The sequence below is a fragment of the Paenibacillus aestuarii genome (genome assembly GCF_027789125.1).
Taxonomy (GTDB): Bacteria; Bacillota; Bacilli; order Paenibacillales; family NBRC-103111; genus Paenibacillus_E; species Paenibacillus_E aestuarii.
On sequence record NZ_JAQFVF010000071.1, the window covers coordinates 1 to 26141 of the forward strand.

Annotated in this window: 24 protein-coding genes; 22 read left to right on the plus strand and 2 right to left on the minus strand. The window is 49.7% G+C overall.

Annotated elements, in window-relative coordinates; genetic code table 11:
• The first annotated feature begins 422 nt into the window (after positions 1 to 422).
• From O9139_RS25070 to O9139_RS25085, 4 genes are all read left to right on the plus strand, one after another.
• Complete coding sequence (locus O9139_RS25070; protein WP_270884493.1) at positions 423 to 1301, plus strand: NAD(P)-dependent oxidoreductase; 879 nt, start codon at positions 423 to 425, stop codon at positions 1299 to 1301.
• A gap of 12 nt (positions 1302 to 1313) precedes the next feature.
• A complete protein-coding gene (larA, locus tag O9139_RS25075; RefSeq protein ID WP_270884494.1) occupies positions 1314 to 2582 on the plus strand; it encodes a nickel-dependent lactate racemase in 1269 nt (422 codons plus the stop codon).
• Between the two features lie 141 nt (positions 2583 to 2723).
• Positions 2724 to 3227 (plus strand): RNA polymerase sigma factor, encoded by a 504-nt coding sequence (locus O9139_RS25080; protein WP_270884495.1) that lies wholly within the window; start codon positions 2724 to 2726, stop codon positions 3225 to 3227.
• A gap of 1 nt (position 3228) precedes the next feature.
• Complete coding sequence (locus O9139_RS25085) at positions 3229 to 4104, plus strand: DUF3298 domain-containing protein (RefSeq protein ID WP_270884496.1); 876 nt, start codon at positions 3229 to 3231, stop codon at positions 4102 to 4104.
• Between the two features lie 86 nt (positions 4105 to 4190).
• Here O9139_RS25085 and O9139_RS25090 read toward each other — a convergent pair whose 3' ends face one another.
• On the minus strand, positions 4191 to 4955 hold the full coding sequence (locus O9139_RS25090; protein WP_270884497.1) for an ArsR/SmtB family transcription factor: 765 nt from the start codon (positions 4953 to 4955) through the stop codon (positions 4191 to 4193).
• Positions 4956 to 5229: 274 nt separating this feature from the next.
• Between O9139_RS25090 and O9139_RS25095 the strand changes: the two genes are divergently transcribed.
• Together O9139_RS25095 and O9139_RS25100 are read left to right on the plus strand one after the other, a co-directional pair.
• The gene (locus O9139_RS25095) at positions 5230 to 5574 is read left to right on the plus strand and encodes an ester cyclase (RefSeq protein ID WP_270884498.1); all 345 of its coding nucleotides are present in this window, start codon (positions 5230 to 5232) and stop codon (positions 5572 to 5574) included.
• Between the two features lie 29 nt (positions 5575 to 5603).
• On the plus strand, positions 5604 to 6005 hold the full coding sequence (locus O9139_RS25100; RefSeq protein WP_270884499.1) for an ester cyclase: 402 nt from the start codon (positions 5604 to 5606) through the stop codon (positions 6003 to 6005).
• A gap of 36 nt (positions 6006 to 6041) precedes the next feature.
• On the opposite strand, the gene O9139_RS25105 is transcribed toward O9139_RS25100, so the two are convergent.
• Positions 6042 to 7124: a DUF3626 domain-containing protein gene (locus O9139_RS25105; protein WP_270884537.1), complete on the minus strand. Its 1083-nt coding sequence runs from the start codon at positions 7122 to 7124 to the stop codon at positions 6042 to 6044.
• Between the two features lie 311 nt (positions 7125 to 7435).
• Here O9139_RS25105 and O9139_RS25110 point away from each other — a divergent pair, with 311 nt between their 5' ends.
• From O9139_RS25110 to O9139_RS25185, 16 genes are all read left to right on the plus strand, one after another.
• Positions 7436 to 8371, plus strand: coding sequence for an ABC transporter permease (locus tag O9139_RS25110; protein ID WP_270884538.1), 936 nt, complete (start codon positions 7436 to 7438; stop codon positions 8369 to 8371).
• Positions 8372 to 8400: 29 nt separating this feature from the next.
• Positions 8401 to 9282 (plus strand): carbohydrate ABC transporter permease, encoded by an 882-nt coding sequence (locus O9139_RS25115; RefSeq protein ID WP_270884500.1) that lies wholly within the window; start codon positions 8401 to 8403, stop codon positions 9280 to 9282.
• A gap of 59 nt (positions 9283 to 9341) precedes the next feature.
• Positions 9342 to 10862, plus strand: a complete 1521-nt coding sequence (locus O9139_RS25120) for an extracellular solute-binding protein (RefSeq protein WP_270884501.1) — start codon at positions 9342 to 9344, stop codon at positions 10860 to 10862.
• 39 nt (positions 10863 to 10901) lie between these two features.
• Entirely contained in the window at positions 10902 to 12368 is a 1467-nt protein-coding gene (locus O9139_RS25125; protein ID WP_270884502.1) for an aldehyde dehydrogenase family protein, read from the plus strand.
• A gap of 39 nt (positions 12369 to 12407) precedes the next feature.
• On the plus strand, positions 12408 to 13313 hold the full coding sequence (locus O9139_RS25130) for a dihydrodipicolinate synthase family protein (protein ID WP_270884503.1): 906 nt from the start codon (positions 12408 to 12410) through the stop codon (positions 13311 to 13313).
• A 2-nt stretch (positions 13314 to 13315) separates the two neighbouring features.
• Positions 13316 to 14485, plus strand: a complete 1170-nt coding sequence (locus O9139_RS25135; protein ID WP_270884504.1) for a mandelate racemase/muconate lactonizing enzyme family protein — start codon at positions 13316 to 13318, stop codon at positions 14483 to 14485.
• A 98-nt stretch (positions 14486 to 14583) separates the two neighbouring features.
• The gene (locus tag O9139_RS25140; RefSeq protein ID WP_270884505.1) at positions 14584 to 16797 is read left to right on the plus strand and encodes an AraC family transcriptional regulator; all 2214 of its coding nucleotides are present in this window, start codon (positions 14584 to 14586) and stop codon (positions 16795 to 16797) included.
• A 28-nt stretch (positions 16798 to 16825) separates the two neighbouring features.
• Positions 16826 to 17932 (plus strand): glycoside hydrolase family 88/105 protein, encoded by a 1107-nt coding sequence (locus O9139_RS25145; protein WP_270884506.1) that lies wholly within the window; start codon positions 16826 to 16828, stop codon positions 17930 to 17932.
• 22 nt (positions 17933 to 17954) lie between these two features.
• On the plus strand, positions 17955 to 18932 hold the full coding sequence (locus tag O9139_RS25150) for a bile acid:sodium symporter family protein (protein WP_270884507.1): 978 nt from the start codon (positions 17955 to 17957) through the stop codon (positions 18930 to 18932).
• A 259-nt stretch (positions 18933 to 19191) separates the two neighbouring features.
• Positions 19192 to 19965 (plus strand): SDR family NAD(P)-dependent oxidoreductase, encoded by a 774-nt coding sequence (locus tag O9139_RS25155; protein WP_270884508.1) that lies wholly within the window; start codon positions 19192 to 19194, stop codon positions 19963 to 19965.
• Positions 19966 to 20037: 72 nt separating this feature from the next.
• Complete coding sequence (locus tag O9139_RS25160; RefSeq protein WP_270884509.1) at positions 20038 to 20946, plus strand: fumarylacetoacetate hydrolase family protein; 909 nt, start codon at positions 20038 to 20040, stop codon at positions 20944 to 20946.
• Positions 20947 to 21224: 278 nt separating this feature from the next.
• Positions 21225 to 21938 carry a DUF2294 domain-containing protein gene (locus tag O9139_RS25165; protein WP_270884539.1) on the plus strand — a complete coding sequence of 238 codons (714 nt, stop codon included), beginning with the start codon at positions 21225 to 21227 and terminating at the stop codon, positions 21936 to 21938.
• Positions 21939 to 22075: 137 nt separating this feature from the next.
• Positions 22076 to 22774, plus strand: a complete 699-nt coding sequence (locus tag O9139_RS25170; protein WP_270884510.1) for a DUF2294 domain-containing protein — start codon at positions 22076 to 22078, stop codon at positions 22772 to 22774.
• A 119-nt stretch (positions 22775 to 22893) separates the two neighbouring features.
• A complete protein-coding gene (locus tag O9139_RS25175) occupies positions 22894 to 24285 on the plus strand; it encodes a PAS domain S-box protein (protein ID WP_270884511.1) in 1392 nt (463 codons plus the stop codon).
• 152 nt (positions 24286 to 24437) lie between these two features.
• Complete coding sequence (locus O9139_RS25180; RefSeq protein ID WP_270884512.1) at positions 24438 to 25619, plus strand: cation:proton antiporter; 1182 nt, start codon at positions 24438 to 24440, stop codon at positions 25617 to 25619.
• A 77-nt stretch (positions 25620 to 25696) separates the two neighbouring features.
• On the plus strand, positions 25697 to 26056 hold the full coding sequence (locus tag O9139_RS25185) for a hypothetical protein (RefSeq protein WP_270884513.1): 360 nt from the start codon (positions 25697 to 25699) through the stop codon (positions 26054 to 26056).
• The last annotated feature ends 85 nt before the right edge of the window (positions 26057 to 26141 follow it).

Here is a 26141-nt window from a genome sequence, read left to right on the forward strand (position 1 = left end):
GGGCAAAACCGGACTGGAGCGGTGTTAGCGGTGGGAGTAGCGTCTGTAGTTGGGCAAAACCGGACTGGAGCGGTGTTAGCGGTGGGAGTAGCGTCGGTAGTTGGGCAAAACCGGACTGGAGCGGTGTTAGCGGTGGAGTAGCGTCTGTAGTTGGGCAAAACCGGACTGGAGCGGTGTTAGCGGTGGGAGTAGCGTCTGTAGTTGGGCAAAACCGGACTGGAGCGGTGTTAGCGGTGGGAGTAGCGTCTGCAATTGGGTAGAATCTGATTGCGTGTGGGAAGTAGGTGGATGGAACCGCAAGGTGATGAAGAGCAGTTTGCTGATGAGGCGGCTGCTTCTTTTTTTGTTTCTTGAGCTAGTAGTGGTAGAATTATAAGAAAGGATCGTCATAGTATTTATACATACCTAAGGAGGACAACGAAATGAGTTTAGGCAAGCAAGCGAGCATCGGATTTATCGGTACGGGCGTTATGGGAAAAAGTATGGTGAGAAATCTGATGAAGGCAGGGCACGAGCTGCACGTATACAGCCGGACGAAGTCCAAGGCAGATGAATTGATAGTGGAAGGCGCAATTTGGCACGATAGTCCTGCTGAACTGGCACACACGGTTCAGGTTGTGATCTCGATCGTCGGGTATCCGCATGACGTGGAGGAGCTCTATCTAGGCGACAATGGCATTGTGGCGAATGCCAAGCCAGGTACGTACTTGATTGATATGACGACGTCGAGTCCATCGCTCGCGCAGTCGATCCAACAGGCCGCATCGGCCAAAGGCTGCTTCTCGTTGGACGCTCCGGTGTCCGGCGGAGATGTAGGGGCAAGGGAAGCCCGATTGTCGATCATGGTCGGAGGCGATCAGGCTGCGTTCGAGGCGGTTAAGGCGATTTTTGAAGCGATGGGCACGAATATCGTGTACCAAGGGGCGGCAGGCGCCGGCCAATTCACGAAGATGAGCAACCAGATCGCCATCGCCTCGAATATGATGGGGGTATGCGAAGCGCTGAGCTACGCCAAGAAGGCTGGATTGGATCCGCAAACCGTGCTGAAAAGCATTGAAACCGGCGCTGCAGGCAGCTGGTCTCTGAGCAATTTGGGGCCGCGGATGCTGGCGGGCAATTTTGAGCCGGGCTTTTTTGTGAAGCATTTTATCAAGGATCTAAATATTGCGCTGCAATCTGCGGAAGAGATCGGGCTGGACATGCATGGCGTGAAACTGGCTAAGTCGCTCTATGAACAGCTCGTACAGCAAGGGGATCAAGACTGCGGGACGCAGGCGCTTTTCAAATTGTACATCTCTTAAGGGGTGATGCGAGTGAAAACTTTATTGCAATATGGCCGAGGACAGCTTGCGGTAGAAGTACCGGATTCAGCAACGATTATTGAGCCGCAGCATTTGGACGGGTTCGACGATGAGAAAGCGGCATTCGAAGAAGCGCTGCGTCAGCCGATCGGAGATGTCCGCCCGCTGCGTGAGAGGGTGAAGCCGTCCGATCGGGTAGCCATCGTGATCAGCGATATTACAAGGCCGACGCCGAACCATAAGCTGGTGCCATGGCTGCTGGAAGAGCTGGCACATGTACCGGATGAACAGTTCGTGATTATTAACGGAACTGGCACGCATCGCGACCAAACACCTGAAGAGTTGGAGCAGATGCTGGGGGCGGATGTCGTCCGGCGTGTGCGCGTCATCAACCATCATTGCCAAGTAAAGGAAGAACTCGTGCATGTCGGAAGAAGCAGCTTTGGCTGTGATGTGTACTTAAATAAAGATTATGTTGAAGCGGACTTCCGGATTGTGACCGGCTTTATTGAGCCGCATTTCTTCGCCGGGTTCTCCGGAGGTCCGAAGGGTATTATGCCAGGGATTGCCGGCATCGAAACCATCCTGACATTTCATAACGCCCGGATGATCGGCGACCCGCTCGCCACCTGGGGCAACATGACCGGTAACCCGCTGCAGCAGATGGCCGCGGAGGTCAACCGGATGTGCAAGCCGGAATTTATGCTGAACGTGACGTTGAATAAGGACAAAGCGATTACGTCAGTGTTTGCCGGCGAGTTGTTCGAGGCGCATGCGGCTGGCTGTGCATTTGTGAAGGAGCACGCGATGGTGGCGGTCGATGCGCGCTACGACGTGGTGATCACCTCGAACTCCGGCTATCCGCTCGATCAGAATCTGTACCAAGCCGTCAAAGGGATGAGCGCGGCGCATAAAATCGTCAAGCAGGGCGGCGCGATCATCTGCGCTGCGGAATGCTCGGACGGGTTGCCCAATCATGGCAACTATGCGGAAATTTTGCAGCTGCGCAAGACGCCGCAGGAGATTTTGGAACTGATCAACAGCGGGTCGTTTCAAATGTTTGATCAGTGGCAGGTGCAGAAGCAGGCGGTTGTGCAGGTTTGGGCGGACGTGTACGTCCATTCATCGCTGCCGGATGAGGACGTGAGCAAGGCGATGTTCACGCCGGTGCCGGATATCGACGAGCTGCTGGCGCAGCTTAAGGGGCGTTACGGCGAGGAGATGCGCGTTGCGGTTTTGCCGCTGGGCCCGCTGACGATCCCTTATGTGCAAGGAGAGTAAGCAGTAAATAGAAGGACCCGTATTGTAGTCTCTACGATGTGGGGTTCTTTTTTTTGTCTCCGCAAACTTTTTCAGACGCCCCTGCGTCCTACAAGTGTAAGGCAAGTGATTGATACGCGCGTATCAAAAGGAGATTTTGGCATGAATAAGAAAATGGAGAAATTGTTGATTGAGTGTATAACCGAACACAAAGAAAATGTGTACCGCCTGGCTTACAGCTATGTGAAAAACGCCGATGATGCGCTAGATATTGTGCAGGAGGCGATCCATAAAGCTTTTTCATCAGCCGGCAGCTTGAAAGCCGAGAGTTCGATGAAGAGCTGGTTTTATAAAATCGTGGTCAACACCTCGCTGGATTTCTTGAGAAAACATAAGCGCATCCAAATTGTGGATGACCAGACGCTTGAAGTGCATGGCCCCGTCTCCGAGGACCAGTATGCCAATTTGGATTTGAAAAAAGCGATGGACGAATTGCCCGCCCTTTACCGGAGCGTTATCGTGCTCAGATATTTTGAAGATTTGAAAATTGAAGAAATTGCCGACGTCCTGAACGAGAACGTGAACACGATCAAGACGCGCTTGTACACAGCGCTGAACAAACTGCGCATCACGATGAGTGATGACGTTTTGCGGGAGGTTAAATAAGATGGGTGAGCAGCTGAAACCGTTGAAAGAACAATACGAGAACATCTCGATTCCGAAGGAGTTGGATTTCATCGTAAAACAAGCGATCAAACAAAGAAAGACAAAATCAGCCTATATGAAGTGGGTGATCGGCATTGCGGCGGCAATTATCGTTTGCACGACGACGGGGGTTAACAGCAATCCCGCTTTTGCCAAGGCGTTATCGGAAGTGCCGGTTGTCGGTTCGATCGTCAAAGTGTTGACGTTCAAAGAAGTTGTGGTCAATGAGGGCAATGCGCAAGCAACGTTCCAGGTGCCTGCAGTTACAAACATGACAAATCAGTCTTTGGAGGCTGCGCTGAATAGCAAATATGTGGAAGAAAACAAAAAGCTTTATGATCAATTTACCGCGGATGTGGCAAAATTAAAGCAAAACGGCGATGGCCACTTGGGAGTGAATAGCGGCTATACGGTGAAAACCGATAATGAGCAAATTCTTGCGATCGGCCGCTACGTTGTCAACACAGTGGGCTCGTCTTCAACGACATTCAAATATGACACCATCGATAAGAAAAATGAAGTGTTACTCACACTGCCGAGCTTATTCAAAGACGATCGTTATATCAGTTTGATCAGTGACAACGTTAAGGAACAAATGAAGGCGCAGATGAAAGCGGACGATAAAAAGGTATATTGGGTTGAAGGTGTACCTAATCAGGCGAATGCAGCATTTAAAAACATTGGCCCCGATCAAAACTTTTATATCAATGCGGACGGCAAGCTGGTCATTTCTTTTAACAAATATGAGGTTGCCCCTGGGTATATGGGCGTGATAGAGTTTGTCATTCCTACAGAGGCGATAGCGGATGATTTGGTCAGCGGTGTATATGTAAAATAAAGAGGAAACCACGCCATAGTGATGTGACCCCACCTGTTAGATTTTGTTTAACAAATAGGTGCGGTTCACAACGGCGTGGTTTTGTTTTATTCGCCAGCGAGCGTTTCCCCGGTCTCCAGCAGCGTCTTCATACCCGATAGAACGAGCGGCAAGCCGTTCATGAGGATATTCGCCGTCTGCGCAGCCAGCTCGATTTCATCATGCACAACCGTGACAAGCGTCACGCCGTGAAGCTCCGGATGGGCTACGATCTCCCACGTCATCCGTGACGGGACGTCATTCTCCGTGCCGGGGAAAGATAGAAAGCGCCAGCTCATCACGAGTTTTCGCGGCGGGTCGATGTCGAGGATGATCCCTTCCGCTTTTTTCTCCGTACCGTTCCAAAGCTCAAATGGGGAGTCGATGTCCCAGCTCGATCGAACGGCGCATTGGAACCAAAACTTCGACGTTTGCGCCGGGTCCGTCAAAGCTTGCCATACACGTTCAGGCGTTGCTTTAATCGCGATCCGGTTCACATGCTTAGGCATGTTATTCATATCGTTGTCACGCTCCAATTCGTCTTGTAGTGAGGTTAAACCAATGAGCCAAGGCTCGGTGTATTTACTTACCCATCGTTCATAAATTTGGCGAATCGGCACTGCATTCAAATAATGAAGCTTCTCGCGGCCTTCTTTTCTTGTCGTAATGAGTCCGGATTCCTCCAAGACGTTCAAATGCTTCATAACGCCGAAGCGGGACATGTCGAGCGGAGTGCAGAGTTCATTCAGCGTCTGGCCATCAGAGGCTTGAAGCAGGTCCAATAGCATACGGCGGCTGGGATCAGCGAGCGCTTTGAAAATATCGTTGTCCAATCGAAACACATCCTTTCATGGCAATCTAAAAAAACGGGTATGCACCGCTTGACATGTGACTATTTAGTAACGTATTATTGAAACATGACAAGTGACTTTATAGTCACATATTAACATAAGCAAAATAGTTTGTCAGCCGCAGCGGCCAGACGAAGATGAAGTCTTTTAGCGCAGCTTCACATTGAACTGATGAGGTCATTTTTTTTTGCTTGATATGTGACTGTAAGGTAACGTTTTGATCGTCGTGAAAAACCTAAACAAGGAGATGGTATGTATGAAGACGCTGGAACAAAAAAATGCTGAAACGGTGACCGCGTTTATAGAGGACGCTAACAATCGGCGTTTATTGGAGGAGACGGGGCAATTCTTTGCTCTGCAAATGGCAGCGGCATTTACGGATCGGCGGTACGCGGTCGATGAAATTTTAGCCCAGGGCGACAAGGTCATCGCGAGAATCATGATAACGGCTGTGCACTCGGGCCAATTCGTACAGTATGCGCCGACGGGGAAAATCGTGAAAGTGACGCAATTCCGTGAATTCCGCGTGAGCGAGGGAAACATTACGGAACAATGGGGCTGGCTCGACACATCCACGCTTCTGCCGCAGCTGCAAGCTTGAAACATGACGTAAAGGAGATGATCTTGAACATGAAAACACTAGAACAGCGCAATGTGGAAACGGTACACGAGTTTATCGAGGCATTTTGGAACGAAAATGAATTGGAGAGTACGGAGCGTTATTTGTCCGATGATTACCAAGAGCTTGCTTACCAATCCAAGGAAGGCCTGAAGAAATTCGCCTTAACGATCTTGGAGGCATTTCCCGACAAACACTATACGATCGAGTCGATCATTGGTCAAGAAGATAAGGTGCTCGTCAGAATGACGGTAAAAGGCACGCATCAAGGCATGTTTTTTGGCACGGCGCCTACAGGGCGTACGATGGATGTCACGCTTTACCGTCAATATCGTGTTGTGGATGGCAAGATTACCGAGCACCGGGGCTGGATCGATATGGTCACGATGTGGCATCAGCTGCGGGGCAACTGAACGGTCGAACGGCGATCTGGCCTTCAGCCATCCCGCCTATCGCATCGGCTTCCCGTACCGTACGAGAACATGCCACATTAGTTTCAGTTCTTGGAGCACTTGCTCGTACGTTCCTCTGTCGCTCCAAGCGTCTGGATTTCGTTTCAAATCCATCGCTGCCAAGCCGATTACGCTTGCATCAATGAGTCCGTTCCGGGCAATTGCTCGGGCCAGAGAAGGCATCGATGGACCTCGAAAATCCATAGGCACATCATCCATCGAGAGGACAAAACCCATATGCCAATAAAGCTTAATGGCATACTTGAGGCATATTTGTTCGAGGACGCCACCAATAGATGTGCCCTTGAAGGATGGATCAGCTACAAGGATGCTGACATCATCTCGCAGCGAAATGTCGCCATGAATCTGGGCTTCGATGTAGTGATTCAGATTGCGGTTGGGCGCTTTGTTGCAGGGGGGCTGGAACGGTTGTTCCAGCTGAACGAGCATATGGCGAATGAGCTTCGACACTGATATATTTTTTTCACCGATGGCAAAATCACGAAAGAACGCATCGCTCAAAAGAGCAGATAGGACGAGATCCAATTGCTCATACGTCCCCTTTTCTTTGGGGTTTTGATGCGAATCCGAATAGGTATAGGTGCAGCGCCGGGAAACTTCAGGGGATAAAAGGAAATAGCACGAACCAAACCGAGGTGCAGGTCCATCCGGATGCAGCATGATATCCAGGGCGCCATACTTGGGACGCTCGTTAGGGGCGGCGCCGTCATAGGCTCCGTTAAATAACTGCCGCTCCCACACGTCCCGGTGCCCGCCTGGATAGGCCGACACACTGCCGTTGGATAGGAAGGTCTCAAATTGACTTTTATAAACCCCTTGTTCAAGCAGGTTTTCCGCCACACTTCGCATCGTTGGATCTGGCCGGTCCGGATGAAAGTGCAAAGCGACTCTTGCATAGGTTTTGAGCTTCGTTATCGCCTGATCATAGGTCGTCCTCTCCAGGTTACACATCCGCAAAATTTCCTCAATGGTTGGGTCCGCCTCATGTTTGTACTTTTTTGCATACTCAGAGATATGCGCAAGTGCTAATTGCTGAGACGTGGATAAATTCGCCGCCAGATGAACCACCTCCTATTTTTGGTCATTATATGATGAGCGACATATGGATTTCAAGCATGAGCAGGCGATTGCAGCCTGCTCTTTTTTGCTTCCGCAGGATGAAGTTAAACCATGACGATAACTGTAAAAAATGATAACTCACCCTTGCGTGGCGCTGTAAACCTCCGCCATGTGAGGGTTTTCACACCGTGCGTACAAGAAGTTAAATGAGTACGGTAGCCGGAAACGCGAACAGTCACTTATGATACGAGTTAGTAGCCAATCCCAATCAGTCAGGAGGATGCTGAGTGCAGCAACCATTGGAAGCGCAGATGCAAGGAGCCCAGGTGAGCTCGTTCAAACGATCACAGCTGTTGCGAGATCTCATCAGAGATCGGTGGATGTATCTTCTTTTAATCCCTGGAATTTTATATTTTATCGTCTTCAAATATGTGCCCATGTTTGGCTTGGTGATGGCGTTTCAGGACTACAAGCCATTTACCGGATTTATGAACAGCCCCTGGGTTGGCTTCAAACATTTTGAGCGGTTTTTCACAGAGCCCCAATTCTGGACCTTGTTTCGAAATACATTATTGCTAGCCGTTTATAATTTGGTGTTCTTCTTTCCGCTTCCCATTATTCTAGCTCTCATGATCAACGAAGCGCGCCAAGCGCTGTTTAAGAAAGTTGTCCAGACGCTGCTGTATGTACCGCATTTCATATCGTGGGTCGTTGCGGTTGGGATCTTCTACGTGCTCTTCACCACAGAAGGCGGTGTCGTGAACGAATTGCTTGTGCGCTTCGGGGCGGAGAAGATTCCGTTCATGCTCAGCGAAGAATGGTTCAGACCGATGATCATCGGTCAATCCATTTGGAAAGAGGCAGGTTGGGGAACGATCATTTTCTTAGCCGCTTTGTCCGGCGTCGATTTGCAATTGTATGAAGCTGCACGCATGGACGGGGCCGGCCGTTGGCGGCAGCTATGGCATATCACATTGCCGGCAATTCGCAGCACGATCGTAATCCTGTTCATTCTGCGGCTGGGCAGCTTCCTCGATACCGGCTTCGAGCACATCTTCCTGATGCTCAATTCCATGAACCGAGAAGTCGGTGAAGTGTTCGATACCTACGTCTATATGAAAGGATTGACCCAAGCCCAATATAGCTACAGCGCCGCAGTCGGTCTATTCAAATCGCTAGTCGGACTCGTGCTGGTGCTCGGCGCGAACAGGCTGGCGAAGAAATTCGGCGAAGAGGGCGTTTACTAGTGATGGCTTAAGAAGGAGGCTGTGAACAAATGCCGATGAATGACAAGACGTTCAGCAATAAATGGTTCGATGGGGTGAACTACGCGCTATTAACCCTTGTTTCATTGATCACAATCATTCCTTTTATCTACATTGTCTTCGTCTCGTTTGCCTCACCTTCAGAGGTGGTCAAAGGCGGACTGCTATTGGTGCCTACTGAATTTACGCTTAGCGCCTATAAATACATTTTCTCAACAGGTACAATGGTGAAAAGCATTGGCGTATCGATTTATGTAACCGCTTTAGGGACGATGATCAATCTATTGCTCACTTCGATCACAGCCTATCCTTTGGCTCGCACGACGCTGCGGGGCCGAAGAACACTCATGCTGATGATTCTCATTACGATGCTGTTCAGTGGCGGTATGATCCCGACCTACTTTGTCGTCAAATCGTTGGGTCTCATCAATACATATGGGTCACTTATGATCCCTACGGCGATCAGCGCGTTTAACTTGGTCGTGCTGAAGAACTTTTTCCAACAAATCCCTGACGGCTTGGAAGACGCTGCGCGAATCGACGGCTGCAACGATATCGGTATTTTGTTCAGGATCGTGCTGCCGCTGTCTATGCCGGCAATGGCGACGTTCGGGCTGTTCTACGCTGTAGGCCATTGGAACACTTTTTTCAATGCGGTCATTTACATCAATGATTCCGAAAAATGGCCGGTACAGGTTGTGCTCAGGCAAATTGTTCTGCTGTCCCAGGATAGGATCGGGGATTCAACCTCGCAGTCCGATCCGGCGGATTATTTGCCGCAAACGATCCGCATGGCGTCCATTGTAGTCGCGACTGTCCCTATCGTACTGGTCTATCCGTTCCTGCAGAAGCATTTTGCCAAAGGTGCTTTGTTAGGCTCCGTCAAGGGATAACCGATCAAGTTTATCATATAAAGATGCACTGTCATGATCCGATTACTGGAGGGGTACAAATGAATAGAAAACGATCTGTAGCTTTATTTTGCACGATTGCGTTCACAGCTGGAACACTTGCCGGATGCACCAGCAATGGCGCTCCAGCCAAAGAAGAGTCGGCAGGGGCGGACAATACGCCGCTAGAGGTGACAATCGCTACGCCGCAAGTCGGGGAAGCGCCGAAGAAAGGCAGCGATATTGAGCAAGCCATGGAGAAGTATACGAATGCCAAAATCGATATTCAGTGGATTCCCGATGCAGCTTTTGAAGACAAGAAGAACATCATGATCGCTTCGAGCGAAATGCCGAAAGCTTTTAAAGTGAAGGCGAACGCGTCGACCCTGAACGCCATTCAGTCCGGTTTGTTTTGGGAAATTGGACCGCTGTTAAAAGATTACAAAAATTTATCGGAGCTCAGCCCGATGTATTACGACAACATTAAAGTCGATGGCAAGCTGTATGGGCTGCCGTTATACAGGGACATTGGGCGTGCCGGTATCGTATACCGCAAAGACTGGTTTGATGCGCTGGGACTTAAACCGCCGGTAACGCTCGATGATTGGTACAATGTGGCCAAAGCCATGGCCGAGAAAGATCCCGACAAGAACGGCCAACCCGATACGTACGGGTTCTTCCTGGACAAAAACTATAACGATCCGGTGCAAAGCAACAGCTTTATGACGCGCCTGTCGGTGCCCAATGGAGCGCCGAATAAATGGGGCGTTGAAAACGGGAAAATTGTCGCCGAGTTTATGACCAAACCTTATATGGACACGATGAAGCTGCTCCGGCGCATGTTCCAGGAAAAATTAATAAATCAAGACTTCTCGATCGTGCAAACAGCAGATTCCGACAATAAATGGAATGCGGGCAAGGTCGGCATTCGCGTGAACACCGTGGTCACCGCATCAGCAACTTCGTTCGATAACGTGTCCAAATCAACGCCGAATGCCGTTGTCGATGTCGTACCGTTCACAGGGCCCAACGGCCTGAAAATTCCCGCAGAAACGGGGAATAACGGCTTCTACCTGTTCCCGAAATCAAGCGTGAAGACAGAAGCAGAGCTGAAGCGGCTGCTGGGCTTTTTCAATAAGCTGCTGGATGCTGACATGTCGACATTGTTGACGAGAGGAATTGAAGGCAAGCACTTCACAAAGACGGCGGACGGCAAAGCCCAATTTAAAGATTTGACGCTGTTCAACCTGGAAGTGAAGCCATATCGCGACAGCCTGCCGTCTTTTGAGACAACGGGCAAAGGCATTCCTTTGAAGCAGAACGAGCTGCAGGCGAAAGGTTCAAAAATTGCAGCTGAGAACCTGCAAAGCGTCGTTCCTAACGTAGCGCTGACGTTTAATTCGGTAACGTATACCGAAAAAGGCGTAGAGCTGGATAACATGATTCGCGACGCGCAAACCAAGTACATTATGGGGAAAATCGATGATGCCGGCTGGCAGGCCGAACTGGATAAGTGGCTGAAAGCGGGCGGGCAGAAGGTCATCGACGAATATACGGCGGAATATGCCAAAACGAACAAGTAAGGCTCACACGCATCGGCGCATAGATATGGAGGGACATGCATGCAAACCCATGTAAAAGTGATTGAAAGCACCGGCTACATCAATGGCTGCTGGGTAGAACCCGGCAGCCGTCCGGCTAAGGCACATTACAGCCCGCTGAATACCGAGCTGCTGGTAGGGAGCAGCACGCAGCTGAGCACGGCTGACGTGGATTTGGCTGTACAGAGCGCGAAGCAGGCGCTCCCGAACTGGTCCGCATTGTCCGGCGTGCAGCGGGCGGACTATTTGTTTAAAGCGGCACAGATGCTGGAGGACCATCTGGAAGATTTGGCACAGCTGCTGACGGCGGAGATGGGCAAACCGCTCGGCGAAGCGCGCGGAGAAGTCAGCCGAGCTGGCGTGCTGCTGCGCTATTATGCCGGTGAAGGGCTGCGCAGCGTCGGCGACGTCCTGCCTGCCACGGACGGGATCTCCCACCTATACACGACGCGAGTGCCGCTTGGCGTCGCCGGCCTGATCACGCCGTGGAATTTCCCTGTTGCCATCCCTGTCTGGAAGCTCGCCCCGGCACTTATCTTCGGCAACACGGTGGTCTGGAAGCCGGCCGAGCCTGCCACCATAACGGCTGCACGGCTCATGCAGCTGCTGGAAGCGAGCGGTTTGCCGCAAGGTGTCGTTCAGCTGGTGAGCGGCTCAGGCTCCGTTGTCGGCCAGCGTATTCTCGATCACCCCGACGTGACGGGGATCTCCTTCACAGGCTCGGACGCCGTCGGCAAGCAGGTCGCCCAAGCCGCCACGGCCCGCCATGCGAAATACCAGCTGGAGATGGGCGGTAAGAACGCGACGATTGTGCTGGCAGATGCCGATCTGGAGCGGGCGGCCGATACCATCATCAGTGCTGCGATGCGGTCTGCAGGCCAGAAGTGTACGGCGACCAGCCGTGTCATCATCGAGAAGCCGGTAAAGGCGCAATTGACCTCCCTGCTCGTCGAGCGGGCCAAGCGCATTCAACTGTCTGATCCACGGGACAGCGGCTGCTATTTGGGACCGGTCGTTTCCAAAAGGCAGCATGCGTCGATACTCGACTTCATCCAAAGCGGAGTCCGCGAAGGCGCCGAAATTTTGGCCGGCGGGCAAGCGAAGACAGAAGGCGAATTCGCCAAGGGCTACTATATCGAGCCGACGATACTGGACCATGTCGACCCGCAGTCGACGCTTGCGCAGGAGGAAATATTCGGTCCGGTGCTCCTCATTCATGAGGCCGATGATCTCGATCATGCGATTCAACTGGCGAACGGCGTCCGGTACGGCTTGGCAGCCGCCATTTTTACGCACAATCAAAAGCATATCCATCATTTTGTGAATCGCATCGAGGCCGGTTTGATCAAGGTCAACGGGGAAACCGCCGGCGTAGAGCCGCAAGCCCCTTTTGGCGGCATGAAGTTGTCCAGCTCTTATTCCCGTGAACAGGGAAGAGCGGCCATCGAGTTTTTTACGCAGGTTAAAACGGTTGTGATTACGCCGTAATCCATTCGCACGAAGCGCGAACGAAGGGATGATAAGCCTATGAATTACGCAGCATTCAGTAAAAAACTGGAAACGATATCAGCGATCAATATTACGCCGTTTGATGAACAGACGCGCCGCATTGATTGCGGAGGCTTGGAAGCGAACATTGAGTTCTTGCTGGCACATGGGGCAGAGGTGATTGTGCCGTGCGGCAATACCGGCGAATTCTATGCGCTGACGCTGGAAGAGGCCAAGCAAGTGACGGAGCGGGTCGTGGGCATCGTTAATCAACGCGCCATTGTCATGGCAGGGATCGGCTATTCCGTTGCCACCGCGATCGAGCTTGGCCGGCATGCGCAGCAGGTTGGGGCGGATTGCGTGATGATCCACCAGCCGATCCACCCTTATATCACGACGTCCGGTGCGGTTACTTATTACCGGAACGTGATCGAAGGCCTGGACATCCCGTCCATCCTTTATCTCAAAGATGCGCAAGTGTCCGACGATATCTTGCTCTCACTGGCACCGCTGGACAAATGTGTTGGCGTGAAGTACGCCATCAACGATCTTCCGCGGTTTACCCATACCGTGCGCCGGGTCGGCACCGGGCACAACATCGCCTGGATCTGCGGCACGGCGGAGAAATGGGCGCCGTTCTTCTTCAATGCCGGCGCCAAAGGCTTTACATCCGGCCTTATGAACGTGCATCCGGATCTGTCCATACGGATGCTGCAAGCCTTGCGCGATCAAGACTGGCCGGCGGTATGGAAGCTGTGGGAGGACGTGCTGCCGTTCGAGAATTTGCGCGCGAAGTATAACGCTGGCAACAATGTGGTCGTTGTGAAGGAAGCGATGGAGCAAATCGGGCTGCGCGCAGGCGTCACGCGCGAACCCGTTGATCCTTTGAACGCATCGGACCAAAAGGAAGTATGCATGATATTACGAACATGGGGGCTGCTGTAAGGATGAAAATTTCAGATCTTCGTTTGACGGTCATCGCAATGCCGCGAAATACAGGGTTTGTCTGCAAGCATGTCATTGTGGAAATTGACTCGGACGTTGGCTTAACCGGCATCGGAGAGATGTCCGATTTCTCCCATCTGCCGCATTATTCGCTGGACATCCATGACATGGCGGTTGTGCTGAAATCAATGTTGCTGGGCCAGAACCCGTTTGACATCTCACGGATCAATATGGAACTGCTCGCCAACTTCCCGGAAACGATGTTCTATTATGAGAAGGGCAATTTTATCCGCAACGGGATTGATGCAGCATTGCATGATCTTTGCGCCAAATCGCTGGGGATCTCCGTCGCTGACTTCATCGGCGGAAGAATTCAGGAGCGGATCAAAGTGTGCTACCCGATCTTCCGACATCGCTTTATGGATGAAGTTCAGGAGAATTTGGCGATTGTCCGTGAGCGGCTGCGCCAAGGATTTGATACATTCCGGCTTTACGTTGGTAAAAATCTGGATGCAGACGAGGCATTTCTGGATGGCGTCAGGAGCGAATTCGGTTCCAATGTCACCATTAAATCACTGGATTTCAGCCATTTGCTGGACTGGAAAGCGGCGCTGAAAGCGACGAAGCGGCTGTCGCAATACGATTTCCAGTTGGTGGAAAGCCCGGCTGTCCAGAACGATTTCATAGGGCTGCATCACTTCCGGATGAACACGGAATATCCGGTGAGCGAGCATGTGTGGAGCTTCCGCCAGCAATCGGAGATGATCAAGCATGATTCGGTCGATATCTTTAATATATCCCCGATTTTCATCGGCGGGCTCACCTCCGCCCGGAAAGCAGCCGCAGCAGCGGAAGTCGCCGGCAAGTCGTGCTTGATCGGTACGACCCAGGAGCTGTCCGTAGGGACGGCTGCGATGGCGCACTTGGGCAGCTCGCTGGCGAATTTGAACTACACGTCGGACCCGACAGGGCCTAAGCTGTATGTCGGCGACATCGTCAAGCATCCGGTGCAGTACGAGAACGGCTATCTGCTCGTTCCCGGACGCGAATTGCCCGGTCTAGGCATGGAGCTCGATTGGGAGCAGATCAATCTTTATCGAGTGGAAGATCTGAGCTGGGGGAACGTCTCCGTACATCAGCTTCAAGATCGTACGGCGCAAACGAAAAAGTAAAAAGTGAACAGTCGCCCGAACTTTACCAGCCGGGCGTCTGGTTTTGATATATAATAGGGTCATTGGATCGAAAGTTATCCGAAGTGAGGAGAACGAAGATGCGCACTTATTTATACCGCATGATCCTCTTCGCCATGCTGCTGGTAGCCATACCAGTGATCACGATCGGCATGATTTCTTATCAAATTTCCTCTCAGGATATAGAGAAGAAAGTGAAAGAAAGCAACGACCAGATTTTGCTGCAGAACCAGATGAGAATTGAGCAAGTATTGAAAAATGTAGAAATGGGAGCCGTGCAATATTTAAACTCGCCACTTGTCAATGACAACCTCTACAATGCATTAACTCATGACGATTTCCAAACGATAACAAGCCTTGCCAAAGGTTTATATAATTTGCAATCCTTATCGGGCGTGTCCGACACCCAGCTCGTGAATTTGGAGAAAGACTGGATGATCAGCAATCTGGGCTTTACCGGAATGGAGGGGAACACGGAGCCCGAGCGCTTGCAGGCGTATGCCCGGAATCCGCTCAATTTGTTCTGGCAAGCCGATGAACAAGGGATTCGGATGGTGGTGAAGCTGCCGATGATCGCCCCTTCGACAACGCCCAAAGCGCTGCTCATCATCGAGATGTCGAAGAAAGAATTGGAGAAAGGGCTGTCGCAAACGAAGCAGCTCGGCGATATATACGTTCTGAACCGCGAGCACATGCCGTTCTTAAGCAATACAGGCGCAACAGGCATCCCGGATTCGCTCTTGACGGCTCTGAAAACCGTAAGCGGTGCGAGTGGATATTACGAAGGTAAAGCAACGGCTGTTAATTATCGGGCATCTTCCTATAATTGGATTTATGCTTCCGTCGTCTCTATCGATCAAGTGACGATGGAATCGAAGAAGATCGCTTTTTTTACGGTAAACGTCTGTCTGGCCGTCTTTGTCATCATTGCCGGCGCCGCATTTTACGGAAGCAGACGACTGTACTCGCCCATCCGCCGGTTGTTTCGGATTATGGAGCAATTCGGGGGTGAAGCTGCGGAGACGCGCAGGAAGGATGAATTTGCTTTTATCGAAGATCGATTTCATGCTTTATTCCGTACACGCAAGCAGTTTCAGCAACAGCTTCAAGGCCAGAAGGGACAGATGAAAGAGTTCTTTTTGTTGAAGCTGTTCATGGGCCAGGTGACAGAGAGCGAGTTCGCCTTCAAATGCGATACGTACGGCTTCGCCGAAAAAGGGAAGGCTATGGGCGTGATTGCGCTGCAAATCGATTCCTTGCAGGATACGCGATATTTGGAGAGCGATAAGGAGCTGCTGCTCTTCGCGATTCATAACATCGTCAGCGAGCTGCTGCCCGCTCACCGCTTGCTGGGCTCCCTGCTGCTGGACCAGTCCCAGGTATCTCTGCTTACCGGCGATACGGATGATCACCGGGAGCTGCAGAACTGTTTTCATCAGGCAGCGGAAGAAATCAAATCCAAGGTGCACGAGCTGCTTCAGCTGGAAGTCAGCATGGGCATCAGCCGGGTATTTACCCGCTATACGGATGCCATGAACGCGCACGCCGAAGCTTTGGAAGCGCTTAAGCGGAGAATTCGCCTGGGGAGCGATATGATTATCCACTACGAGGATATCGAGTCCGTGCCTGCGAACAGCATGCATTTGACAGTTTCCTGGAGCCAGTCGGCGGATTATTTGGTTAACGCGTTAAAAACCGGAGACGCCACGTCGACGTTTGAACAATTCGACCAATTCGTGGCATCGATAATGGAGAAGGATATTCGTTTTAACGATTTTCAACTTGTCATGGTCGAGCTGATCACGCGGATTCACGGGCTGGTTCAGAAGCAGGGCGGTACGCTGGAAAGCTTGATCGGCACGAATTCCATGCTTCATTCTTTCATGAAGCTGAACACCGTGCAGGAGATTACGACGTGGTTCAAGTCCGATTTGCTGCCGCCGGCGCTTGCTTTCTTCAAAGGGCGCGCAGATTCGCAGTACATCAATCTCACGCACCAAATGATCGAAATGATTCACGAGGGATACGAGCAGGATCTTACGCTTGAAGCTTGCGCCAACCAGCTGAAATATCACCCTGTTTATGTAAGCCGTGTATTCAAGAAAGAGACAGGCGTTACGTTCATCGAGTATCTGACGACCTATCGGGTGAACATGGCGAAAAAATGGCTGAAAGAGACGGATATGAAAATTTCGGAAATCGCCGAGCGTCTGAATTATGCCAATTCCACCGGGTTTATCCGCACGTTTCGCAAGCTGACCGGGATGACCCCGGGCCAATACCGTGAAATCTGAGTCAATCAAGAAAGGGGAGGGATATCGGATGAATAATCCAATGTTGGAGCAAATGCGGGATCAGTATATCGAAAGCGAAGGAAAATGGTTTTCCTTGAGGTGGCACTACATTGAGAGCTGCTTGCTCAAAGCTTATTTGGACAGCTATCATCAATCCGGCGATGACAAATACTACCGCTTCGTCAAACAGTTCATCGACCGGCTCTATGATGAGAAGGGGCGCATCCCGGAAATTGATGTTCGCTATTATAGTATCGATCAGATCAGACCAGCCACTGTCCTCTTCGACCTTTATCAAAAAGAAAAGGATCCCCGCTATAAGCAGGTGATGGATTTGATCTATGAGCAATTGAAAACTTATCCAAGAACTAAGAACGCGAATTTTTGGCATAAAGAAAATTATCCATTTCAAGTTTGGCTCGACGGTCTTTATATGGGGCAGCCGTTCCTGGTACGATACATCAAGGAATTTGCGGACAATAAAGATTATTCCGATACGATTCATCAGTTTATGAATGTTCGGAAGTTTATTTTCAATGAGCAGAATCGTTTATACTACCATGCTTATGATGAGAGCCGGGAGATGTTCTGGTGTGACAAATCCACGGGAATGTCTCCGCATGTCTGGGGGCGTGCGGTAGGCTGGTTCGTGATGGCGCTGGTTGACGTGCTGGAGCTTTTGGAAGATGAGCCTGCTGACAGCGAACCGTTGAAAGCGCTGCTGCAAGAAGCGGTGGAAGGCATGCTGCCTTACCAGCACAGCGGGGGGATGTGGTACCAGGTTGTCGATCTGGGTGATCAACCTGGGAATTATTTGGAATCCAGCGGGACTTTGATGCTGGCTTATGCGATGTTGAAGGGGGCGCGCCTGGGGTTCTTGCCGGCAAGGTACGCTGAGCTCGGTCAAGCTGCATTTGCGGGCACCGTCCGGCACTATCTCCGCGAGGAACAGGGGGAGGTGCTTCTGGGCGGCATCTGCCGCAGTGCAGGGCTTGGCAAGAACCCGGATACAGGCAGAATTCGGGATGGAAGCTTCAAGTACTACACGGAGAGCGAAGCGATCGTGAATAATAACGGCCATGGCGTAGCACCGCTGCTGATGGCGTATTGTGAATTAAAGCTTTTATCGGAGTAAAGCGGAGACGGGAGAGAAGACCATGCTGAACACATTAAATAAAAGCTTGGAGAAATGGCTGCCGCTGATTACGCCAGCGAGTGTCATGATTGGCATTGTTTTGACAGTATGGTTAAAATCGTACGCATATTTAGTTCCGTGGATTTTCGGCTTTATGACCTTTGCGGGCAGCTTGAGCATGAACTTTAAAGATTTGAAAAAAGCGTTAGCCCACCCGTTCCCGATCTTCGTGACGATGACGGCTTTGCACGTGCTGATGCCAGCGGTTGCTTGGCTTATCGGTCTTGTTTTGTTTCACGACGATGTGTACTTGCGGACCGGTTTCATCTTAATGGTCGTTATTCCTACCGGTGTAGTCAGTTTTATGTGGGCGTCGATCTATAAAGGCAACATTGCGCTAACCCTGTCGGTGATATTAATCGATACACTGCTGTCGCCGTTTCTCGTTCCTTTAACGATGGAGACTCTCATGGGTGTTCAGGTAAAAATGGATGTGCCGGGCATGATGAAAGGCCTCATCTTCATGATCGTCCTTCCCTCCTTGCTGGGGATGCTTCTCAACCAGTTGACACAGGGAAGGGTGAAGGAGAGGGTGGGACGCAAACTGTCACCATTCTCCAAAATCGCGTTGGCGATCACCATTGCCATTAACAGCGCTGTGGTTGCCCCCTATTTTACCAAAATTGACGGTAAACTCGTGCTGACCGCTTGTGTCATCGTCCTTATTGCCTCGACGGGCTATGTGTTGGGCTGGCTGCTCGCCAAATGGCTGAAGTGGGACCGGTCCGTCATGGTCACAATGGTGTTCAACAGCGGAATGAGGAATAACAGCGCCGGAGCTGTGCTGGCCGTTTCGTATTTTCCGCCGCCTGTCGCTATGCCTGTCATTATGTGCATGCTATTCCAGCAGCTGCTTGCTTCTTTGTTCGGGCATTTATTTTGCAAGTCGCAAGCTTCGATGCCTCTGCAGCCTGTACAGCAGAGGCACTCAACTTCGTGACGCTGAAGAGAATTCTCAATCGTTATCCCCTCAATGGCCTTAGTCGGCTGTTGAGGGATTTTTTCGTGAAAGTGAGGGGCTCAGTTGCTGTAATCCGGATTTGCCCAATTTCAAGGGTGAAAGTGAGAGGTAATGGGGTGCAGTCCGTGAGGCTATTTTATTTGTTCTTACGGGCAGAAAGGTCTTATAATAAACATGTAAACGGATTCAAAGGAAGAGGGGCTTCGGTTCATCTATCAAACCTAAGGAGCTGTTGAACATGAGATTGCAGGGGAAAGTGGCATTGATTACAGGTTCCGGTTCGGGCATAGGCCGGGCTGCCGCCGCATTATTTGCCCGAGAGGGCGCTAGTGTCATTGTTAATGATGTGGATGAAACTACTGGCCAGCAAACAGTGGAGCAAATTGCCGCCCTTGGCGGGCAGGCTGCTTTTATTCAAGCGGATGTTACACAGCCGGATGCCGTTGAACTTCTGGTCAAGCGAGCGATTGAACGATTTGGCCGCATCGATGTTCTGTTTAACAATGCGGGCATCAGCGGTGTCGGGGCCATCCACGAGATTGAGCTCGATGCCTGGGATCGCGTGATGAATGTCAATATTCGCGGAGTCTATTTGACCTCGAAATCTGTGCTGCCGCATATGATGGAGCAGCGTTCAGGCAGCATCATCAACATGTCTTCCTGCATCGCAGAGATTGGCTTGGCGAGGAGAGCCTCTTATTCAGCATCGAAGGGCGCGGTGCTTGCTTTAACGAAATCGATGCAGGTTGATTATGCGAAGTACGGCATCCGGGTGAATGCCTTATTGCCCGGGACGATCATGACGCCTTTTGTGGAAAATTATTTGAGAAGCTCCTATGACGATCCTGAGGCCGCTATTGCTTCCCTGAAATCCAGACAGCTCAGCGGAGATCTCGGCACGCCGGAAGACGTCGCGCAGGCAGCGCTGTTCCTGGCTTCCGATGAATCCAAGTTCATGATGGGCTCACCTTTGTATATGGACGGCGGGGTAACGTTCGGGAAAAATGCTTAGCTGATTGACAGATAGGATAGATATGTCAGATTTGGACTGATAAATTTTATTTATTGAAAGGATGTTATACATATGCAATTTGTTACGATTGAACGGGAAGGGAAATTCCGTCTAGGTGTCAGGACGCAGCAAGAGCAAATTATTGACATTAAAGCTGCGCTTGACATATACCCGGACACTGCTGTACCAACGGATATTATGGATGTCATCTCCGGGGGTGCAGAACCGCTTGCTGCCTTGCAGCGCTATATCGCAGGCATTAACCTGACAGGCACAGAAGCCGGTACATATGTATGTAATGAACAGGATATCAAGTTCGGTCCCTGTGTCACCCGTCCGAATAAAATCATTTGTGTCGGGCTCAATTACAGGCGGCATGCGGAAGAGACGAATGCGCCCATCCCGAAATACCCGATTCTGTTCAACAAATTCAACAACACGTTGACGGGTCATCTTCAGCCGATTGCTTTGCCGGAAAGAGTGACGAGCCAAGTGGACTATGAAGCTGAATTGGTCATTGTTATAGGCAAGCAAGCGAAATACGTGGAGCGGGAGCAGGCGCAGGCGCACGTTTTCGGGTATTGCAATGTGAACGATTTGTCCGCCCGGGACTTGCAGAACAGAACGGGGCAATGGCTGCTCGGCAAGACGTGTGACGATTTCAGCCCGTTAGGGCCGTACCTCGTCACCGCTGATGAAGTCGGCGATCCCAATGATTTATCGATCACCTGCAAGGTGAACGGGGAGGTTCGCCAGCAATCCCACACCTCGGATATGATCTTCCATTGTGATGAAATCGTCAGCTATATTTCTAAGCATATGACATTGGTTCCAGGGGACATCATCCTGACAGGAACGCCAGAAGGCGTTGTTCTCGGTTATCCCGAGGATCAGCGAGTATACTTGAAACCAGGTGACGTTGTCACCATTGAAATCGAAAAGCTTGGCGCTTTGACCAATCGGATGGTCAGCGAAGCCTAGCGATTCTTCATTTGGATAAATTTCTTCTTGTGAAATGATAAAAAAATTATTAAAATAATGGCTAGGGTAAATGAAATGAAGCTTTTACCTTCTACTTGTTAAGTTATTTTTCGATTAACTACCAATTCGGCCTTAATGAACCAGAGACAGCGCTGGACATAAGCCTAAATAGGAGTTGTTTACGACAACTTTTATTTAGGCTTTTTTTGTCTCTATTTTTTCTTTCTTTGCGTGACTAAATAAATGAAGGTAAAAGAATGGATTTACCTAAATCGAGGATGGGTTTTTTGGACAAGAATGAAAAGCAAACTCAATACGAAATTGCGAGTCACATCGGAAGGTTGCTGCGAGAAGCTTTTGGTAAAGGACCGCAATCAATTTATGTTAGCATCAGTCGCCCGTTTATTGTTATATACTTAAGGAACTTTTTATCGCCAACGGAAAAGATTCTTTTGCAGCAAGACCAGGTCGGTTCGGTTCAGCAGACAAGAGACTTAGTGATGAAGTCGTTGATACCCGAGATCAAAGCCTACTTCCTGCTGCTTACGGGTATGAATATCCAGGAGTTTTACTATGACTGGGGGCTGGATAATCATTCCGGCGTGCTTGTCGGTATCGAACCCGACAATGATCTTGCAGCGTTCAGCACGCAGGAAAGCTATCCAGGTAAAGAGGAACTGCACTACGAGATCGACAGCATCAGCCGTCAGATTCAAAAGAAACCGGATGAGACGAGTTCTTATTTGATTAATGAACGAACACTGCTGATTGTCAGAACGGGTATCCTGATCAACATTGGCAAAGAATTAATTCGCCTTGGCTTTGAAGATAGCCTGAAGCTGGCGGAGCGCAATCTTGAAAAAAACTATTTACGCAATAACAATCAATTTCAAAAAATGATTAAAGCCCCTATTGTGGACGTTTTTGCCGATTGGGATTTTCATCTGGATAAAAGCATCATCGTGTTTATTCTCAATCCGAATCAAAAGTAAGTTCGATTTTGCCCAATCGTGGATAAATGGCTGCAAAATGTGCATAATAGATGAAGTTTCTGTTGTTTTCTTCCAAATAACTATTTACAATGAATCTAGGGTGAGAGATTGAATGCTTTTGCCTCAGTTAGGGACGGATGATCTTGGATAAACAGGCTCAAACTGAAATCGCGGGCTACGTAGGCCGATTGCTTCGAGAGGCTTTTGGTAAAGGTCCCCAATCGATTTTTGTCAGCATTAATCGCCCGTATGTGGTTCTCTATTTACGCAACTTCTTATCACCCACTGAAAAGATTCTCCTTCAGCAAGACCAGGTTCATTCGATTCAGGCGACCAGAGACTTATTAATGAAGTCGTTGATTCCTGAAATCAAAGCTTACCTGCTGCTGCTTGCTGGCATGAATATTCGTGAATTTTATTATGACTGGGGATTGCATAATCAATCCGGGATCATGGTCGGCATCGAATCTGAGGAGGAGCACGGACAATCCTTCCCGGAAGCAGCATATACAGGGAAAGAGGAGCTCCATCGCGAGATTCAAACTATAAGTCAACAAGTGGAGAAGCCGGCGGACGAATTGTTTTCCTATCTAATTAATGAGCGAACTCTTCTCGTCATTCGCAAGGGGATCCTGATCAGCATAGAGAAAGAGTTAATTCGGATCGGACACGAAGAAAGTTTGAGGTTGGCCAAACGCAGTTTGGAAAAAAGTCATTTGCATAACAATGGTCATTTTCAGAGATTTCTAAAAACGGATGTTATAGATGTGTTTGTGGACTGGGATTTTCATCTAGATAAAAGCGTTATCGTGTTCACTTTAAATCCGGGTCAATAAGTTGGCGGTAATGAACCAGAAAGAACGCTGGACATAAGCCTAAATAAAAGTTGCGATCGCAGCTCTTATTTAGGCTTTTTTGCTGACTGAAAGCACTTAAAGCGAAACGAGGGGAAAATATGGCCGGTTTGCATGAACACTATGAAGTTCTAGATCGAATTACGGATGCCTTCTTTGCCGTCAATAGTGCTTGGGAATTCACTTATATGAACGAGGAAGCCGCAAAAATTTTGTACCGCACGCAGGAAGATCTTATTGGCAAATGCATATGGAGTGAATTGCCGGATGCGGTTCATTTACCGTTTTTTGCCCACTATCATAAAGCTATGTTTGAGCAAGTGAAGGTTGAATTCGATGCCTATTATCCGCCTCTAGCGCGTTGGTTTGAAGTGAGAGCTTACCCTTCATCCAGCGGTCTATCGATCTACTTTCAAGACATTACGCGCAAGAAGGGGGTATCGTTGACGAAGGAACAGCACTATGAATCCTTGTTTAAATATAACCCTGACGCGGTTTTTGCCTTTGATCTGGAAGGGAATTACCAGCGGGTGAACCCGGCGATGGAGCAATTGTTAGGTTATAGCGAGGTTGAGCTGTTGAACATGTCGTTTATTCCACTTATTCCGGCAGAAGAATTGGAGCGGACGAAGCGATTTTTTTTGCAAGCAGCCCAGGGAATTACCCAGCACTATGAAACGAAGGCGTACCACAAAAACGGAACGACCATCGATGTGAAGGTCACCAATATACCGATTATTATCAATAATGAAACAGTGGGTGTTTATGGTGTAGCCAAAGATATAACTCAGGAAAATAAAAATAAGATGATGCTGCTGCAAGCTGAAAAACTAACCGCAGTCGGACAATTGGCAGCTTCCATTGCTCACGAGATTAGGAATCCGCTTACATCGCTGAAAGGGTTTGTCCAGCTCATCGAACAAGCTGTACCCGAAGTGAACAAGAACTATTTTGATATTATGAAAGACGAACTGCAGCGAATAGAACTGATTACGAGTGAATTGCTTTACTTAGCCAAGCCGCAGGCCCAAGAGTTTAAGATGGAACAGATCAGTCCGATTATTCAAGATGTCATCTTGCTCATGAGCTCACAGGCGCTAATCAACAAAGTTGAAATACAAACGTTGCATTTGGAAGATTTGCCGGCTATCCCTTGTGTCGGCGCACAGTTGAAGCAAGTTTTTATTAATCTGATCAAAAATGCCATGGAAGCCATGCCGGAAGGCGGGCGGATCAGCATCCAGACCTCCAAGCCGAGTGCCGAGTTCGTCATGATCGAGGTGATCGATGAAGGGAAGGGCATCCCTCAAGAGCTTATTGAGAAAATCGGCTCGCCTTTTTATACAACCAAAGAAAATGGCACTGGTCTGGGCTTGGTGGCCACACAGCAAATCATCCATGCCCACGGCGGAAAGCTGAACATTACGAGCGTTGAGGGGCGAGGGACAACGATACAAATTCAGCTGCCTCTAACTTCTTCAGGGGGCAATTAAGGAACGACGCACGCGCAAAATAAGGATGCAGGAACCGAGGGGCAGTTGCCAGTGGCAGCCGCTCCTTTTTGTCATGTTTGGGGCAGCCTGTACTAATCATCCGGCGGACAAACATATACATCCAATAATGACTTCGAAGGGAGGGGCTTATATTGGAATGGCAGGGTACCTTGCAGCCCTTGTTTTGGCTGCTATTTGTAATGTTCACTTTACAGATCATGCTAAAAAAGGTGAAATTGCCGGCCATATTAATTTACATTCTTGTAGGGATTGTGATTTCTTATACCCATATATGGCCTTATCAAGATGGACAAATCAATTGGTTAAACGGTGTCAGCCAGTTCGGCCTCTATTATTTGATGTTCTTGTCAGGGTTAGAAATCGATGTAAGCCTGCTCCGCTTTAAGCGCGGCTCTAATCGGCTAAACAATCCGCTGGTCGTGGCTTTGCTGATTTTTTTAGGGACGATGGCGCTCGCTTTCTTAATCGGGTTGCGGATCCATCAAATCGATCCAGCCGTGCAAACTTGGATGATCATGCTCATTTTATTAACGACATCGTTAGGAATCGTGATGCCTGTCTTAAAAGATAATGGCGTGATTCATAGTTATTACGGGCAAATCTTATTAACTTCAGCGATTCTAGCCGACCTCGTAACCGTTATTGTTCTCTCGGTGCTGTCCGGTTCATATCAATCAGGCTTGCAGCTGCGCTCTGCTTTGGTAGGGATATTGATTCCGGTGTTTATGATTTCCTTTCTTGTGTTGACAAAAGTGCGGAGTACGGTGTTCTGGAAAAAACAAATCCGTGAGGACTCCTTAGCGAAGCTGCAAGGTGTGCTCGCGATTATCGCGTTGTATGGGATTTTCACCGATTTGTCTGGCTCTGAACCTATCTTAGGCAGCTTCTTAGCTGGGCTATTACTATCCAACTTTATGACTAGCAGTCAAACTCAGTTGAAGAACCATTTGGAGCTTCTCGGATATGGATTTCTGATTCCTGTATTTTTTGTGATGGTGGGCTACAACTTCAAATTGGATGAATTTCTAGCTAATAAGCAGTCTTGGGCATGGGTTCCCATATTGACGGCTGCAGCGTATGTGGTAAAGCTGGTGCCCATGCTTTGTTTGGGGCCGATGCTCGGATTCCGTAAAGCGATTGCCGGCGGTTTTTTGCTATCCTCGCGGCTAACGCTCATCGTGGTTGCGGCTTCGATTGGGACCAAGCTTGGCGTTGTCCCGCGCGAAGTAGAGAATGCGATACTCGTTGTAGCGATTATTACGTCCGTGTTTTCCCCAATCCTTTTTACCTTAGGCCAGTCGGAGATTGCATAAAAGCCTAGGAACAAAGCCCTCCCCTTCGCAGCTTGTGCTGAATATTGTAGTGTACAAGTCTCTTGGGGGTGAGTACGTTGATTCAATTGAACGGAATTGTCGGAGGCAAGTCGGCGATTGCTGTTGGAGCTCGAAAAACGATCCTGCTTCAGCAAATCGTCATTCGCGTGAAAAGTCGTCAAAGGCTCGTATTGCGGAGCTTAAACTTTTTGTTCAATAATGAAGCCTTTGCGATCAAAATCGAGGCGGAGCCGTCTCCGGGTGTGTTTATCGCAAGAGGAGGAGCTGGCGATTTAAACCCAAACAAAGTGCTGGTTCACAATACGAGCGGTGAGGATGTGACCATTTTTCTGCTTGTTAGCGCTGTGAATACGGCGCGTAACACGAGATCTTTGAGCCGCTCCGACAGCTGGCGGCTGCTGCTGCAGCGGAAGTGAAAGATGAAGGCGCTCAGGCCGCTTGATGTGGCTGGGCTCCTTTGTTTGTTGGCGGTTCGATCTTCACAAATGGCGCCTAGGACTT

Coding starts and splice junctions, on each gene's coding strand:
- O9139_RS25070 (WP_270884493.1), top strand. CDS start 423: ATGAGTTTAGGCAAGCAAGCGAGCATCGGATTTATCGGTACGGGCGTT.
- O9139_RS25080 (WP_270884495.1), top strand. CDS start 2,724: ATGAATAAGAAAATGGAGAAATTGTTGATTGAGTGTATAACCGAACAC.
- O9139_RS25085 (WP_270884496.1), top strand. CDS start 3,229: ATGGGTGAGCAGCTGAAACCGTTGAAAGAACAATACGAGAACATCTCG.
- O9139_RS25095 (WP_270884498.1), top strand. CDS start 5,230: ATGAAGACGCTGGAACAAAAAAATGCTGAAACGGTGACCGCGTTTATA.
- O9139_RS25100 (WP_270884499.1), top strand. CDS start 5,604: ATGAAAACACTAGAACAGCGCAATGTGGAAACGGTACACGAGTTTATC.
- O9139_RS25110 (WP_270884538.1), top strand. CDS start 7,436: ATGCAAGGAGCCCAGGTGAGCTCGTTCAAACGATCACAGCTGTTGCGA.
- O9139_RS25115 (WP_270884500.1), top strand. CDS start 8,401: ATGCCGATGAATGACAAGACGTTCAGCAATAAATGGTTCGATGGGGTG.
- O9139_RS25120 (WP_270884501.1), top strand. CDS start 9,342: ATGAATAGAAAACGATCTGTAGCTTTATTTTGCACGATTGCGTTCACA.
- O9139_RS25125 (WP_270884502.1), top strand. CDS start 10,902: ATGCAAACCCATGTAAAAGTGATTGAAAGCACCGGCTACATCAATGGC.
- O9139_RS25130 (WP_270884503.1), top strand. CDS start 12,408: ATGAATTACGCAGCATTCAGTAAAAAACTGGAAACGATATCAGCGATC.
- O9139_RS25135 (WP_270884504.1), top strand. CDS start 13,316: ATGAAAATTTCAGATCTTCGTTTGACGGTCATCGCAATGCCGCGAAAT.
- O9139_RS25140 (WP_270884505.1), top strand. CDS start 14,584: ATGCGCACTTATTTATACCGCATGATCCTCTTCGCCATGCTGCTGGTA.
- O9139_RS25145 (WP_270884506.1), top strand. CDS start 16,826: ATGAATAATCCAATGTTGGAGCAAATGCGGGATCAGTATATCGAAAGC.
- O9139_RS25150 (WP_270884507.1), top strand. CDS start 17,955: ATGCTGAACACATTAAATAAAAGCTTGGAGAAATGGCTGCCGCTGATT.
- O9139_RS25155 (WP_270884508.1), top strand. CDS start 19,192: ATGAGATTGCAGGGGAAAGTGGCATTGATTACAGGTTCCGGTTCGGGC.
- O9139_RS25160 (WP_270884509.1), top strand. CDS start 20,038: ATGCAATTTGTTACGATTGAACGGGAAGGGAAATTCCGTCTAGGTGTC.
- O9139_RS25165 (WP_270884539.1), top strand. CDS start 21,225: ATGGGTTTTTTGGACAAGAATGAAAAGCAAACTCAATACGAAATTGCG.
- O9139_RS25170 (WP_270884510.1), top strand. CDS start 22,076: ATGATCTTGGATAAACAGGCTCAAACTGAAATCGCGGGCTACGTAGGC.
- O9139_RS25175 (WP_270884511.1), top strand. CDS start 22,894: ATGGCCGGTTTGCATGAACACTATGAAGTTCTAGATCGAATTACGGAT.